At 65.5% G+C, this 15,099-nt stretch carries 9 protein-coding genes; 2 read left to right on the top strand and 7 right to left on the bottom strand.

Annotation, left to right across the window (positions count from 1 at the left end; genetic code table 11):
* The first annotated feature begins 120 nt into the window (after window positions 1-120).
* A complete protein-coding gene (locus CH271_RS12970) occupies window positions 121-1,011 on the top strand; it encodes a glycine betaine ABC transporter substrate-binding protein (protein ID WP_094633849.1) in 891 nt (296 codons plus the stop codon).
* On the opposite strand, the gene CH271_RS12965 is transcribed toward CH271_RS12970, so the two are convergent.
* From CH271_RS12965 to CH271_RS12955, 3 genes are read right to left on the bottom strand one after another with little or no spacing between them, the layout of a single operon-like run.
* Window positions 967-1,923 carry an alpha/beta hydrolase gene (locus CH271_RS12965; RefSeq protein WP_037191596.1) on the bottom strand — a complete coding sequence of 319 codons (957 nt, stop codon included), beginning with the start codon at window positions 1,921-1,923 and terminating at the stop codon, window positions 967-969. The genes CH271_RS12970 and CH271_RS12965 overlap by 45 nt on opposite strands.
* Before the next feature lie 12 nt (window positions 1,924-1,935).
* The gene (locus CH271_RS12960; protein WP_037191598.1) at window positions 1,936-2,769 is read right to left on the bottom strand and encodes an SDR family NAD(P)-dependent oxidoreductase; all 834 of its coding nucleotides are present in this window, start codon (window positions 2,767-2,769) and stop codon (window positions 1,936-1,938) included.
* Window positions 2,766-4,337: a flavin-containing monooxygenase gene (locus tag CH271_RS12955; RefSeq protein ID WP_037191600.1), complete on the bottom strand. Its 1,572-nt coding sequence runs from the start codon at window positions 4,335-4,337 to the stop codon at window positions 2,766-2,768. The genes CH271_RS12960 and CH271_RS12955 overlap by 4 nt, the downstream gene beginning before the upstream one ends.
* 69 nt (window positions 4,338-4,406) lie before the next feature.
* On the opposite strand from CH271_RS12955, the gene CH271_RS12950 reads away from it, so the two are divergent.
* On the top strand, window positions 4,407-5,066 hold the full coding sequence (locus CH271_RS12950; protein ID WP_094633848.1) for a TetR/AcrR family transcriptional regulator: 660 nt from the start codon (window positions 4,407-4,409) through the stop codon (window positions 5,064-5,066).
* 217 nt (window positions 5,067-5,283) lie between these two features.
* On the opposite strand, the gene CH271_RS12945 is transcribed toward CH271_RS12950, so the two are convergent.
* From CH271_RS12945 to CH271_RS12925, 4 genes are all read right to left on the bottom strand, one after another.
* A complete protein-coding gene (locus CH271_RS12945; protein ID WP_094633847.1) occupies window positions 5,284-9,078 on the bottom strand; it encodes a multifunctional oxoglutarate decarboxylase/oxoglutarate dehydrogenase thiamine pyrophosphate-binding subunit/dihydrolipoyllysine-residue succinyltransferase subunit in 3,795 nt (1,264 codons plus the stop codon).
* A gap of 110 nt (window positions 9,079-9,188) precedes the next feature.
* Window positions 9,189-12,923, bottom strand: a complete 3,735-nt coding sequence (locus CH271_RS12940; protein ID WP_256986414.1) for an ABC transporter ATP-binding protein — start codon at window positions 12,921-12,923, stop codon at window positions 9,189-9,191.
* 357 nt (window positions 12,924-13,280) lie between these two features.
* Complete coding sequence (locus CH271_RS12930) at window positions 13,281-14,051, bottom strand: ABC transporter permease (RefSeq protein ID WP_094633846.1); 771 nt, start codon at window positions 14,049-14,051, stop codon at window positions 13,281-13,283.
* A complete protein-coding gene (locus CH271_RS12925) occupies window positions 14,048-15,088 on the bottom strand; it encodes an ABC transporter ATP-binding protein (protein ID WP_094633845.1) in 1,041 nt (346 codons plus the stop codon). The genes CH271_RS12930 and CH271_RS12925 overlap by 4 nt, the downstream gene beginning before the upstream one ends.
* Between the last annotated feature and the right edge of the window lie 11 nt (window positions 15,089-15,099).

Here is a 15,099-nt window from a genome sequence, read left to right as displayed (position 1 = left end):
GGCTGCTCGGGATGGTAGTCGAAACCAGCGTGCCCATAAGGTTGGTTCGACTACCGTCTCGTTCGCACTAGTGCCCCGCGGCCGAGATCGGTAAACCACCCGGGCAGTGAACAGGAGAAAATGACAGTGCGATCGTCGGTTCTGGCAGCGGCCGTGGTGATGTCGATCGCTGGACTGGTCGGTGGTTGCAGTGCCGGCGCGTCGACCGACCCTGCTGCCGTGCCCGTCGTCGTCGGATCGGGCAGCTCGGATCTTTCGCGGCTGCTCGCGCAGATCTACGCCGGGGGACTGCGGTCGACGGGAGCGGACGTCCAGGTGAAGGAAGACCTGGGAGATCGGGCCGACTACCTCGCGGCGCTGGACCGCGGTGAGGTGACGATGGTTCCCGACCTGACCGGAGAGCTGTTGCGCACGTTCGACACTCTGTCGGCGGCAACCGAGGCCGAGGACGTGTACACCGAACTGAATCGCTCGCTGCCGGCCGGGTTGTCGGTGGGGGACTACGCCACCGCCGAGGACCGACTTGCCATCGCGGTGGCGTCGGGCAGTGAATCGGGCGACGAGACGGTGACCGAGTTCCTGGGGCGTGAGGAAAGGACCGTGGGAATCGTGGACGGTCAGGTCGACCCCATGGACGTCCTTGCACAAGGCTCGAGGAGTCCCACGTTCACGGGGGCGTCGGTCACCGATATCACTCCGTATGCCGATGCGCAGTCCGCCGTCGACGCATTGAACGCCGGAGAGGTCGACGTACTCGCGATTCGCACCGCGTCGTTCGGCCCGTCGGCGAAGGATCTGACCACGCTGCCCGACGACGATCATGTGTACCCGGCGCAGAACGTGGTTCCGCTCTACGTCGACGGAGTGCTCAGCGAGAGCGCTCTGAGGTCGTTCTCGGTGGTGGCGGGGGAGCTGACGACTGCGGACCTCGCCGACATGATCGGCGAGGTCCGCAGTGGTGTTCCGTCAGGCGAGGTCGCCGGCCGCTGGCTCGGTGAGCGCAACCTGTGACACTGTGCTCGTCTGCGTTGCCCTGACTTTGCGGCCCAGGTACGAGCCCATGTGATGGACGGCCTGGGCCGCCTCCCGCAGGATCGATGCCTGTAGATGGGCCACGTGCCAGAGCTTCTTGTATTCCACGTGTTCGAGCTCGACACCCGACAGTCGCAGCTTGTCCGCGAACGCGGTGATCTGCGCGTACAGCACCTCGTCGGTACCGACGTGCATGACGATCGGGGGCAACCCGTCCAGATTTCCCAACAGTGGGGCGAAACCCTGGTCCAGTGGGTCGCCCGCGCCCAGATAGGCGTCGGCCGAGCTGTACGACCACCCGGTGTTGACCACGAGATCGCGGTCCTTGGCTGCGTCGCGCGCACCGGGATCGACCCACGGCGAGATCAGGCCGAGGGCCGCCGGGCTGGTGCCGTCGTCCACCAGACGTCGGGCGGTGGCCACCGTCAGACCTCCACCCGCCGAATCGCCTGCGATGGCGATACGGTCCGCAGTGAATCCGTGCACTCGGACCAGCTCGCGGAACGCCGCCACGGCATCGTCCAGACCTGCCGGGTACGGATTCTCCGGGGCCAACCGGTAGTCGAGCACGTAGACCGCGCTGGCCGATTCCCGGGCCAGATGTGCGGCCAGTGACCGATGCGTGTTGATCGAACCGATCGTGTACGCGCCGCCGTGCAGGTACAGAATCGCGGTGTCGCGTTCGGTCGCCCCGACGGTGATGCGCTCTGCCCGACGCCCGGCGAGCGTCAACTTCTGCGCGACGGTTCCGTGCGGGAGCGTCTGCAGCGGAGCCCCGGCTTCGAGGATCAGCCGCTGCGTGCGGAACGAGAAGCGCGAATTCAGCGCGACGCGATAGAACGGCTTCAGAGCGGCCGCGACGATCGGCAGGGGAACGTAGAAGGACTTCACGATGCGACCCGCCTACTTCTTGGAGCGTGGCATGGCACGCTTGGACACTGCGGCGATCAGGCCTTGGTATCGCGAACCGGTGATGCGCTGCAGCAGATCGAGCGCAATGGCGTCGGACCCGATGAGCACCCGCCCCTTGCCCTTCTCGACGCCCTTGAGGATGGTCTTCGCCGCGTCGATCGGGGTGGTCTTGGCGAGCTTGCTGTCGAAGAACTTGGCCACGTCGGCCTGATCGAAGTTCTCCGCGACGGTGGCGTTGCGGGCGATGGCGGTCTTGATGCCACCGGGGTGCACCACGGTCACCTTCACCGGAGCCTTGGCGATCAGCATCTCCATCCGCAACGATTCGCTGAACCCGCGGACGGCGAACTTCGCCGCGTTGTACGCGGACTGCGACGGCATTGCCAACAGGCCGAAGAGGCTGGAGATGTTGATGATGTGTCCGTCGCCGGAGGCCTGGATGTGCGGCAGAAATGCCTTGGTGCCGTTGACGACTCCCCAGAAGTCGACGTCGACGATGCGCTCGATGTCCTTGAACGAGGATTTTTCGACGTCACCGTGGTACGCGATACCGGCGTTGTTGTAGATCTGGTTGACCTTGCCGAAATGCGCGACGACGGCCTCGGCGTAATCCAGCACGGTCTCGCGCTGGGAAACGTCCAAGAAATCCGATTTGACCTCGGCACCCAACGCCTCGACCCGTCGAACGGTCTCGTCGAGTCCGGCGGTGTCGACGTCGGACAGAGCCAACTTCGCTCCGCGTCCGGCCAGTTCGAGGGCCAGCGCGCGGCCGATTCCCGAGCCCGCGCCGGTGACGACGGCCACCTTGCCTGTGAATGTGCTCATCGTGCGGACACCTTGTCTGTGTTGTTGCCGGCGGAGTTGTTCGCCGACGATCCGGAGGGCAGGTCTGCGGTAGCGACGCTACGGTACGCATCGAGATCGAAGTTCCTGGTGATTCGGCGGAACTCGAAGGTGAAGCCCGGCCACAGCGTCGTGTTGTTGCCGTGCTTGTCGAGGTACCAGCTGGCGCACCCGCCGTTCATCCAGACGCTCTTGGCGAGCTGATCCTGCAGCGTCACGTTGTATTCGTCCTGCACGTCCTTGCGCACCTCGATGGTGCCGATGTCGTGCTTGTCGATCGTGTTCAATGCGTCGACCAGGTAGTTGATCTGCGACTCGATCATGAACACCATCGACGTGTGGCCCAGACCGGTGTTGGGGCCCACCAGGAAGAACATGTTGGGGAAGTTCGCGACGGCCGCGCCCTTGTAACCCTGCTGTCCACCGTCCTCGAAGGTTTGGGCCAGTGTGCGGCCGTCCTTGCCGGTGATGCCGTGGTACGCGGGGGAGTCGGTGACGTGGAACCCGGTCGCGACGACGAGCGCATCGATCGGGCGCTCGGTGCCGTCCTTGGTGACGATCGATCCTTCGCGCACCTCGGCGATGCCGTCGGTGACGAGGTCGACGTTGCTCTGAGCGAGTGCCGGGTAGTACGCGTTCGAGATCAACATGCGCTTGCAGCCGATGCGGAAGTTCGGGGTGACCTTGGCGCGCAGCGCCTTGTCCTTGATCTGGGTGCGCAGGTGATTCTCCGACGCCCACTGCAGCGGCTTCATGAAGGCCGGGGCCTTGGCCAGCCCGACGACCTGGGTCTCGCGCATCGCGTAGATGCCGGTGCGGGAGAGGCGCTGGAAACCGGGAACGTGCTTGAAGGCGAAGCGCTCGAGCTTGGTGTACGGGCGGTCCGCGCGGGGCAGGATCCACGGCGCGGTGCGCTGGTACACGTCCAGGTGCTCCACCTGGCCTGCGATGGCGGGCACGATCTGGATCGCCGACGCGCCGGTCCCGATGACGGCGACGCGCTTGCCTGCGAGCGAGACGTCGTGATTCCACTGAGCCGAATGGAAGACGTCGCCCTTGAAGTCGTGAATTCCCTTGATGTCGGGCAGGTTCGGCTCACACAGCGCGCCGACGGCCGAGACGACGATCTTGGCGGTGTAGTTGCCGGTGGTGGTCTCGACATCCCAGCGGCTCGTCTCGGCGTTCCAGCGTGCCGAGGTCACATCCGTACCGAACACGTGCTTGTCCATGACGCCGTACTTGCGCGCCACCCCGGCGATGTACTTCTGGATCTCGGGCTGCGTCGAGAACGAGCGCGTCCAGTCCGGGTTCAGCGCGAACGAGTAGGAGTACAGGTGTGACGGCACGTCGCAGGCGGCACCGGGGTAGGTGTTGTCGCGCCAGGTGCCGCCGACGTCGTGGCCGCGTTCGATGACGACGAAGTCCTTCTTGCCTGCCTTCGTCAGCTTGATCGCGGCACCGAGGCCGGCGAATCCGCTGCCGATGATCAGCGTATCGACGTGACGCGGCGTCGTTGCACGGTCCGAAGTATCTGTTACGGGAAGACTCATGTAGGGGAGCGTAGAAGCTTATTGAGTGTGAGTCAATAGTTATTGACTAACATTCAGTAGGGTGGTTGCATGGCGTTCGTGAACAGCCCCGGCACATCGACAACGAAGAGGACCAGACTCAGTCCGCAGCAACGACGAGCGCAACTGATCGACCTCGGCACCGAGATGCTCGCCGACCGCCCCCTCGAACAGATCTCCGTCGAGGACATCGCAGACCAAGCAGGCGTCTCCCGAGGGCTTCTGTTCCACTACTTCGCCTCCAAGCAGGAATTCCACCTCGAGATCGTGCGTGAATCCTCGCGCGTCATGCTCGAGCGCACCGCACCCGATCCGTCGCTGCCACCGTACGAGATTCTGCGCGATTCCATCGCGAACTACGTCGATTACGTCACCGACAAGCGGCAGATGTACGTCTCGCTCCTGCGCGGCACCCCCAGTGGCGACCCACAGATGCGCGCGGTGTTCGAGGACACCCGCTCCGCCATGGCCGAGCGAACCGTCGCGCAACTCGGGGGACTCGACATCGAAGTCACCCCCACCATCGTGTTGGCCGTCCGCGGCTGGATCGCATTCGTCGAGGAAACGACCATCAACTGGCTCACCGCTCCCGAGCTGAGTCGCGACGAACTGATCGACCTCAACGTCAACGCCCTGCCCGCCGTCGCACTGGCACCGGGAATGATCTCCGCACTCCTGGGAGCCGACGCGACGCCGACGCCTGAGACCTGATCGCGCCCGCCCCCCCCCCCCCCCCGCACGCGTCAATGGACCCTTGCACTCCTCAGACGTATGCAGGGGTCCATTCACGCAGCCGCTGACTCTGCGTGAATGGACCGTTGCACTGCTCAGACGTATGCAATGGTCCATTGACGCGGAACGGGGAGTCCAGCAACGACAACAGCGGCCCACTTCCGAAGAAGTGGGCCGCTGTTGTTATCGAGTGTTTCTAGCCTTCGCCGACTGCGTTGAAGGCCTCGTCGATGATTTCGAGTTGCTCGACTGCGTGTACCTTGCTCGAGCCCGACGACGGGGCGGACATTGCGCGACGCGAGATGCGCTTGATGCCGACCAGCTTCTCGGGCATGAGCTCGGGCAGTGCGAGACCGAAGAACGGCCAGGCACCCTGGTTCGCAGGCTCTTCCTGAACCCAACGGAATTCCGTTGCATTCGGGTAGCTTTCGAGTGCTTCCCTGATGCGGCGGACCGGCACGGGGTAGAGCTGCTCGACGCGAACGATCGCGACGTCGTCGCGGTTGTCCTTCTGCTTGCGAGCGAGCAGTTCGTAGTAGAGCTTGCCGCTGACCATCAGTACTCGCTTGACCGTGCTGCGGTCACCGGTGCCGGTGTCGTAGGTGGGCTCGTCGAACACCGAGTGGAACTTGCCGTCCGTGAAGTCCTCGATGTTGCTCACTGCTGCCTTGTTGCGCAGCATCGACTTCGGGGTGAAGACGATCAGCGGGCGACGGATGCCGTCACGCGCGTGCCTGCGCAGCAGGTGGAAGTAGTTCGCGGGGGTCGAGGGGAGTGCGACGGTCATCGAGCCCTCGGCGCACAGTGTCAGGAAGCGTTCGATGCGTCCGGACGTGTGGTCGGGACCCTGGCCTTCATGGCCGTGCGGCAGGAGCAGCACGACGTCGGAGAGCTGGCCCCACTTGGCTTCACCGGACGAGATGAACTCGTCGATGATGGACTGCGCGCCGTTGACGAAGTCGCCGAACTGCGCTTCCCACATCACCAGTGCGTCCGGGTTGCCCACCGAGTAGCCGTACTCGAAGCCGACGGCTGCGAACTCGCTGAGCGCGGAGTCGTAGACCATGAACTTGCCGGGGTTGTCGCTGCCGATGTTCTGCAGCGGCGTGTACTCGGCACCGGTCTTGCGGTCGATGATCACCGAGTGACGCTGGGTGAACGTGCCGCGGCGGGTGTCCTGGCCGGAGAAACGGATGTTGCGTCCCTCGTCGACCAACGATCCGAGCGCCAACAGTTCGCCGAAGGCCCAGTCGACCTTGCCCTCGTGCGCCATCTCGCGACGCTTCTCGAGCACCGGCTTGACGCGCGGGTGCACGTTGAATCCGTCGGGAACGTCGAGGTGCGCATCGCCGATGCGGTGCAGCACGGCCTTGTCGACGGCCGTGGTGAGCTTGGCAGGCAACTGCTGGTCGAGTTCGACCGATTCGCTGGGCTCCGGGGTGTACTTCTCGAGTTCGCGTACCTCGTTGAAGACGCGTTCGAGCTGGCCCTGGTAGTCGCGGAGTGCGTCCTCGGCTTCCTTGAGCGAGATGTCTCCACGGCCGATGAGCGATTCGGTGTAGCTCTTGCGGACGCTGCGCTTGGTGTCGATGACGTCGTACATCGCCGGCTGCGTCATCGAGGGGTCGTCGCCCTCGTTGTGGCCGCGACGGCGGTAGCAGATCATGTCGATGACGACGTCCTTGTGGAACTTCTGACGGAAGTCCACCGCCAGCTGAGCCACCCAGGCGCAGGCCTCGGGGTCGTCGCCGTTGACGTGGAAGATCGGCGCGGCGATCATCTTCGCCACATCGGTGCAGTACTCGGACGAACGCGAGAACTCCGGTGACGTGGTGAAGCCGACCTGGTTGTTGACGACGATGTGCACGGTGCCGCCGGTGCGGTAGCCCCGCAGGTCGGACAGGTTCAGCGTCTCGGCGACGACGCCCTGGCCTGCGAATGCAGCGTCTCCGTGCAGCATCAGCGGCAGGACGGAGTAGCCGCCCTGGCCGGTGCCCTTGTCCAGCAGGTCCTGCTTGGCGCGGACGAGGCCTTCGAGAACCGGGTCGACGGCTTCGAGGTGCGACGGGTTCGCGGTGAGCGAGACCTTGATGTCGTTGTCACCGAACATCTGGATGTACGTGCCCTCGGCACCGAGGTGGTACTTCACGTCGCCGGAGCCGTGTGCGGCGGCCGGGTTCATGTTGCCCTCGAACTCGGTGAAGATCTTCGAGTAGGGCTTGCCGACGATGTTGGCGAGCACGTTCAGTCGGCCGCGGTGCGGCATACCGATGACGACCTCGTCGAGGGCGTACTCGGCGCTCTGGTCGATGACGGAGTCCATCATCGGGATGACCGACTCGGCACCTTCGAGCGAGAAGCGCTTCTGCCCGACGTACTTGGTCTGCAGGAACGTCTCGAACGCCTCGGCTGCGTTGAGCTTGCTCAGGATGTACTTCTGTTGCGCCACAGTCGGTTTGACGTGCTTGGCCTCGACGCGCTCCTGCAACCAGGTGACCTGCTCGGTCTCGAGGATGTGGGTGTACTCGACGCCCACGTGGCGGCAGTACGAGTCGCGCAGAACGCTGAGCACGTCCCGCAGCTTCATCTTGTCCTTGCCGTGGAATCCGCCGACCTTGAATTCGCGGTCGAGATCCCACAGCGTGAGGTCGTGGCTGATCACGTCGAGGTCCGGGTGCATCCGGAACTTGTCCTTGGTGAACTGCAACGGATCGGTGTCGGCCATCAGGTGACCGCGGTTGCGGTACGCCGCGATGAGTTCGAGCACGCGAGTGTTCTTGTCGACCGTGCCCTCGGGCAGATCCTTGCGCCAGCGAATCGGCTCGTAGGGGATCTTGAGCGAGTGGAACAGCTCGTCGTAGAACTCGTCGCTGATCAGCAGGTTGTGGATCGTCTTGAGGAAGTCGCCCGACTCTGCACCCTGAATGATGCGGTGGTCGTACGTCGAGGTCAGCGTCATGAGCTTGCCGACGCCGAACTCGGCGAGACGCTCGTCACTGGCTCCCTGGAACTCTGCCGGGTACTCCATGGCACCTGCACCGATGATGGCTCCCTGGCCGTTCATCAGACGCGGCACCGAGTGCACGGTTCCGATTCCACCGGGGTTGGTCAGCGAGATGGTGACGCCCTGGAAGTCCTCACCGGTGAGCTTGCCGTCGCGAGCACGACGGACGATGTCCTCGTACGCGTTGTAGAACTGCGTGAACGTGAAGTCCTGCGTGTTCTTGATGGCCGCGACGACGAGGGAACGGTTGCCGTCCTTGCCGGGCAGGTCGATCGCGAGACCGAGGTTGATCGCTGCCGGAGTGACGGCGTTCGGCTTGCCGTCGACCTCGGCGAAGTGGCGGTTCATGTTCGGGAACGCCTTGACGGCCTGCACGATGGCGTAGCCGAGCAGGTGCGTGAACGAGATCTTGCCGCCACGGGTGCGAGCGAGATGGTTGTTGATCACGAGGCGGTTGTCGACCATGAGCTTGGCCGGGATTGCACGCACGCTGGTCGCGGTCGGAATCTGCAACGAGGCGGACATGTTCTTCGCCACCGCTGCGGCAGCGCCGCGCAGAATCTTGCTCGACTCTTCACCGAACTCGGCTGCGGCGGGCTTTGCGGGAGCGGACTTCGCAGGCGCTGCCTTCTTCTCGGCAGGCTTGGCGGCAGCGGCGGGCTTCGAGGCCTCGGCCTTGGGAGCGGCGGCCTTGGGTGCTGCGGCCTTCGGCGCGTCGGTCTTGTCGGGAGCAGAGGCGGCCGGCTTGGCTGGTGGCGCGGGAGCTGCGGGAGGCGCGGACTTGGTGGAGCTACCGTTCGAGGCTGCGCCGTTGCCGGCCGCACCGTTGGATCCGGCGGTCTCGTCGGTCACGGCATCGGGGTCGTAACCGGTCAGAAACTCGTGCCAGCTCGCGTCGACGGATGAAGGGTCCTGCTTGAATCGCTGGTACATCTCGTCGACCAGCCATTGATTTTGTCCGAATTGGGTAGTAGAGCTGCTGCTCACGGCAGTAGTTCGCCTCGTTTCTGTCTTCGTTCCCGTTCAGCGCGCGTACGTGTCCAGGCTAGACCGTTGGTCCAGCTCACGTGCGTCCGGGACGTAGCTGTGATATGTACTCACCGGTAACCATCGGCCTCGTTGTCGATGACTCCTTGGACTATCGAATTATTCCCTCGGTTCGTTTCGGCTGCAGTCCACAGTTGCGCGTAGAAGCCGCCCCGCGTGCGGAGCTCCGAATGTCGACCTACTTCCACGATACGGCCGCCGTCGACCACCACGATCAGGTCTGCTCGTGCGGCGGTCGCCAAGCGGTGTGCGACGACCACTGCGGTTCGGGTCCGGGCGACGGCACTGCTGGCTGCCAGCACGGTGCGTTCGGTCGCGGGATCGAGCGTGGCGGTGGCCTCGTCTAGCAGCAGAAGGTCGGGGTCGACCAACTCGGCCCTGGCCAGTGCGATCAGCTGCCGCTGACCCGCGGACAGCCCTTGCCCGCGCTCGCCGACGGGTTGGTGCATACCGCCGCGAAGTGCAGCGATGGTGCTCAGAGCACCCACCGAGCGGGCAGCGTCCTCGATGTCGGCGCGGGTGGCGTCGGGCCTGCCGTAGGCGATGTTCGACGCGACGGTTCCGGTGAAGAGGTGCGCTTCCTGCGGTACGACGCCGAGTCGGTGCCGGTAGTCCGAGAGGCGATAGTCACGTAGATCGTGGCCGCCGACGCGCACCGATCCGGAGGTCGGATCGTAGAAGCGGGCCAGCAGTTTCACCACGGTGGATTTGCCCGCGCCGGTGCGTCCGACCAGCGCAACGGTGGTGCCGGCGGGAATCGTGAGATTTACCTCACTCAGCGCGTCGCTCTGGGCTCCGGCGTAGCGGAAACCGACGTCGACGAGATCGATGTCGGCGCGCAGACGTCCGCCGGGGAGGGCGGTGGCGTGCGCGGCGGTGGCAGTTTCGATGGAGCTGGTGGTGCGCAGCAGATCCCCGATCCGGCCGACACCGACACGTGCCTGCTGGTAACCGTCGAACACCTGCGAGAGCTGCTGGATCGGTCCGAAGAGCAGCCCGAGATAGAGCACGAACGCGACGAGGGTGCCCGCGGTGGTGGTGCCGGTGGCGATCTGATGTGCGCCGACGAACACGACGACGGCGAGGGCGACGTCGGAGAGCAACGTGATGAGGGGGAAGAACACCGAGATCGCGGTCTGCGATCGCATTCGGCTCGCCCGGTAGCGGTCGGAGCGTTCGGCGAACCGGGTTGCGGCGTACTCCTCGCGCCGATACGCCTGTGCGGCGCGCAGTCCCGTGACGTTCTCCTGGAAGTCGGCGTTGACGATCGAGATGCGCTCACGGGACGTCGAGTACGCCGCCGAGGAGATGCGCCGAAATATTACGGTGGCCACGGCGAGGGGCGGTACGACCGCCAACGCCACCAGGCCGAGAGTGGGGTCCGTGACGAGCAGGGCGGCCGCTATACCGACGACGGTCAACACGCTCACCACAGCGGTCGACGCCCCGGTCTGAATGAACGACGACAGTGCATCGACGTCGGTGGTCATTCGGGTCATGATCCGACCCGAGAGCTCACGCTCGTAGTAGTCGAGGCCGAGTCGCTGAATGTGCGCGTAGCTACGCACACGGAGACCGAAGAGGACTCGCTCGCCTGCCCGCGCAGTGATGACCGTCGTCCAACAGACGACGAACCAACTCGCCGCTGCCAACACGACGCCGATCGACGTGGCGATCCACAGCGTGTTCGAGTCTCCGCTCGCCACTCCGCTGTCCACCGCATAGCGAACGAGCGAAGGGAAGGCGATCGAGGCCAGTGAGTCCAGCGCGAGGAGCACCACAACCGCTGCGAGCAACGAGCGCACCGGGCTCAGCAGTCTGGACAGTCGAAATTCAGGGTCGGGTCGACGCAGGTCGGATCCCGATGTGCCCGGGTCCTCGGTAGCGGGAGGCAGGGCCGCGACTACCCGGGAGATGGCCGGTGTGGGTGCGAGTGAGCCGAATGCCCCGGCCATCGCAGTTCCGTGACCACCTCCACCTCCGGGCGCGGGTGTCGCGGTTGCGCCGGGTGCGACCGTTGCCTCCGGCGGCGAATCGGGCCAGAGGGTGTCGGCGGACGGGTCCACGATCGGCTCCGCACCGGGGGCGTCGTCGAGTTCGCCATCGCCGCCGGCCAGGAGCGCCCGGAACAACGGACAACGCTGATCCAGTTCGTCGACCGTTCCGGTGTCGATGATGCGGCCGTTGTCGAGCACGGCGACGCGGTCGGCCAGGGTGAGGGTCGAGCGGCGATGAGCGAGAACGAGAGTCGCGCGCGTGCGGACGCCGCGCAACGCGTCGAAGATGGCGGCCTCGGTCTCGGCGTCCACGGCGGAGGTGGCGTCGTCCAGGATCAGAATTCGCGGCTCGACGAGAAGAGCGCGGGCCAGTGCGATGCGTTGGCGCTGACCTCCGGACAGGGTGAGTCCGCGTTCACCGACGAGGCTGTCGTATCCCTCGGGCAGCGCGTCGATGAAGTTGGATGCCTGCGCCAGCCGTGCCGCACGCTCGATGTCCTCCGCCGTCGCGTCGGGCCTGCCGAGCGCGATGTTGGCGGCGATGGTGTCGGAGAAGAGGAACGGCTCGTCGAACACCAGGGAGATCGCCTCGCGTAGTGACGTCGAGTCGAGGTCGTCGATATCGATCGACGTTCCGTCGGACGTCAGCGCAATCTGTCCCCGAGAGGGGCGGTAGAAGCGGGGGAGCAGCAGCGCGAGTGCGGTCTTTCCCGAGCCCGCGTTGCCGACGACGGCCACCGTCTCGCCGGGCGAGATGGTCAGGTCCAGGCCGGTGAGCACGTCGCGTTCGGGCTCGAATCCGAAGGTCACCTCGGAGATACGGACCCCGAGCGGGCCGTCGGGCAACGCGACGGGTTCGGCCGGTTCCGGGTCGGACGGCTCGGTGTCGACCACCTCGTAGACGCGCTCGACGGCCGCACGGGAGAGCTGAGCCATGATCACCACCGACGAGACGGTGCGGGTCACGGCCGACAGGGTCGCGACGTAGGTGGCGAAGGCCAGGAACGTGCCGATCGTGATGTGGCCCTGCAGGGCGAGATAGCCGCCGAGGGCGATGACTCCGACGAGCCCGAGTTGAGGAATGGTGGCCATCGACGGTGCGAACCGCGAGTTGATCCTGGCCGATCGCATCCGCTCGGCGAACAGCGTGCGCCCCAGTGTCTCGATGCGATCCACCGCGCGTGCTTCCTGTCCGAAGCCCTTCACCACTCGGACGCCGGTGACTGTTTCCTCGACGTGCTGAGCCAGATCGGCAGCGCGTTGTTGAGCCGACCAGGTCGCCGCGAAGAGAGTGGGCCGCATTCGGTAGACCACGATGCCGACCGCAGGAACGATGAGGACCGCGACGACCGTGAGCAGCGGCGACAGATACGCCATGACCACCAGCGCCAGCACGAACTGCAGGACGGCACCCGCCGACAACGGCACCATGGCCAGCAGCCCCTGCACCAGTTGAAGGTCGGTGATGGATCTCGAGACGACCTGACCGGTACGGATTTCGTCCTGCTTGCGCCCGTCGAGCCGCTGCAGTGACGCGAGCAGGTCGAGGCGTAGATCGTGCTGGACGTCGATCGAGAGCCGGCCGGCGAGCATGCGTCGGCCGAATTGGCACGCGAACCGCACCAGACCCAACAGAGCGATGGCGGCTGCAACGGTGGCGATCTTCTCGCCGTTGCCTGCGGTCGCGTCGTCGATCGCCACTCGGGTCAGCAGCGGGAACGAAATGTCGATGACGGCCGCGATCATCGTCACGCCCAGGGCTCCCAGTGCGGTGCGGCGATGCAGCATGCACTGCGCGATCAGACGTCTGATCCATCCACGCCGGGTACCCGACGCGGGTTCTTCGCTACCGAGTGTCGACGAGTTGCGTCGGGGTGCCGCTGCACGGTCTTTCACCGCATTACTGTGTGCCATCGATTCACCACGGTAGACCCGAGTACCGACACGGTCCGCCTACGACCGCAGGGACCGGATACCCGGGTCGTTCCGCAGGCTCCACTCCCGCCCGTATGGGTCGTTCCGCAGGCTCCACTCCCGCTCGTATGGGTCGTTCCGCAGGCTCCACTCCCGCTCGTATGGGTCGTTCCGCAGGCTCCACTCCCGCTCGTATGGGTCGTTCCGCAGGCTCCACTCCCGCCGCAGACCTCAGCCGATGTCGCGGGTTCGAGCCAGGAACCAGCCGACGCCGACGAGGATCGCCGCCCACAGCGCGAGTCCGAGCGGTGCCCACGGCCACGACGCCAGGTCGCCTGCGCCGTCGAGTTGAGTCGCTGCCATCGTCGGCAGAGTCAGGTTCGACGGAAGCGCCACGGCGACCGATCCGAGCCCGACTCCGAACAGGATCAGCGAGAGCAGACCCTCGCCGAACGGCAGCCAGGCAACGAGCACGACCGCAGCCCACGTCGGGGATTTGAGCAGCAGACCGAGGCCGGCGCCGATCAGCGACCACAGCACGACGCCGAGGAGGCACGACGCCACCACGCCGATGAACGCACCGTCGAGCAGCACGGTCCGCTCGTTGAAGATCAGCAGGCAGATCAGGCTGGCCAGCAGCACCACCAGCCCGTATCCGAGGCCGAACAGCGCAGTGACGATGAGTTTGGCGGCGATCACTCCGTCTCGGCCGCGAGCGGTGAGGAAGCTGGTGGTGATGGTCTGGTGGCGGAATTCGGTTCCGGTGTTGACGGCACCGAAGATGCCTGCGAACAGAATTGCGGCACCGGCGGCGACGTACAGGCCGATCGAGGCGACCCCGCCCGAGATATCCAGGTCTTCCTCGAACTCGCCCAACTGGTTCGCGATCACCGACGTGATGACGGAAGCGAAGATTCCGACGACGAGCGGCGTGATCGCCAGCGCCCACCAGAATTTCAGTGTCGTGACCTTGCGGATCTCCGACGTCAGCAACGCGTTCATCGCGGACCCCCGTTCCAGTTCTGCGGCGCACCGTAACCGGGCGGCGGGCCGTAGCCCTGGTGGTGACCCGGCGGCGGGCCGTAACCCTGCGGCGGCCCGCCGTACGGATTCTGCTGAACGGGTGCAGCGTTGTACTGACCTGCGGTCATCGACAGGAACACCTGCTCGAGGTCGACGTGTTCTCCGGTGGTCCCGAAGATCGTCACCTGGGCGTCGGCAGCGATGCGAGCGATCGTGGCCGCGTCGGTACCGGCGACGCCGATGCGTCCGTCGGGCAGCAGTTGACTGTCGTTGAATCCATTCGATGCCAACGCCAATGCCAATGCCGCGGGGTCCGATGCGGCCACGAGTACGCGGCTCGGACGCGTCGATCGCAGTTGCGCGATGGATCCCTGGTAGACGAGTGCACCGGCGCTGACGATCACCAGATTGTCGACGGTCTGCTCGATCTCGCGCAGGATGTGACTCGACACCAGCACGGTGCGTCCCGACGCGGCGAATGCCTTCAGGAAGTCGCGCAGCCAGGCGATGCCCTCGGGGTCGAGACCGTTCGCGGGTTCGTCGAGCACGAGGATTTCCGGATCCCCCAGCAGCGCGGTTGCCAACGTGAGGCGTTGACGCATGCCGAGGGAGTATCCGCCCGCGGCGCGGTCGGCGGCGTCGCCGAGGCCCACCAGGTGCAGCACGTCGTGTGCGCGACTGTCGGGTACGCCGATCGCGGCGGTGTAGATCTTCAGGTGATGTGCAGCGCTGCGCTTGGGGTGCAGGCTCAGCGAGTCGAGGACGGCTCCCACCGTGCGAGCCGGGTGGGTTGCCGTGCGGAACGGAACGCCGTTGACGAGGCCGACGCCGGAGGTGGGTGCAACGAGCCCGAGGAGCATGCGCAGTGTCGTCGATTTACCCGATCCGTTGGGGCCGAGGAATCCGGTGACGGTTCCGCGTGGAACCGCGAAGCTCAGGTCCGAGACCGCGCGAACAGTACCGAACTGCTTGGTCAGTGCGTGCGCTTCGAGCGCTGCTCCCGAGTAGCTGGTCATCCGTGCGCACT

Origin of the sequence: Rhodococcus sp. 05-340-2, assembly GCF_002258915.1 — a bacterium.
In the GTDB taxonomy this organism is placed as follows: domain Bacteria; phylum Actinomycetota; class Actinomycetes; order Mycobacteriales; family Mycobacteriaceae; genus Rhodococcoides.
Note: the sequence above shows the minus strand (reverse complement) of the source record. Positions and strands in the feature narration are given on the sequence as shown.

Excerpts from the sequence above, each read along its gene's own strand:
- CH271_RS12970 (WP_094633849.1), top strand. The coding sequence starts at position 121 with ATGACAGTGCGATCGTCGGTTCTGGCAGCGGCCGTGGTGATGTCGATC.
- CH271_RS12940 (WP_256986414.1), bottom strand. The coding sequence starts at position 12,923 with ATGCTGCATCGCCGCACCGCACTGGGAGCCCTGGGCGTGACGATGATC.
- CH271_RS12955 (WP_037191600.1), bottom strand. The coding sequence starts at position 4,337 with ATGAGTCTTCCCGTAACAGATACTTCGGACCGTGCAACGACGCCGCGT.
- CH271_RS12925 (WP_094633845.1), bottom strand. The coding sequence starts at position 15,088 with ATGACCAGCTACTCGGGAGCAGCGCTCGAAGCGCACGCACTGACCAAG.
- CH271_RS12960 (WP_037191598.1), bottom strand. The coding sequence starts at position 2,769 with ATGAGCACATTCACAGGCAAGGTGGCCGTCGTCACCGGCGCGGGCTCG.
- CH271_RS12950 (WP_094633848.1), top strand. The coding sequence starts at position 4,407 with ATGGCGTTCGTGAACAGCCCCGGCACATCGACAACGAAGAGGACCAGA.
- CH271_RS12930 (WP_094633846.1), bottom strand. The coding sequence starts at position 14,051 with ATGAACGCGTTGCTGACGTCGGAGATCCGCAAGGTCACGACACTGAAA.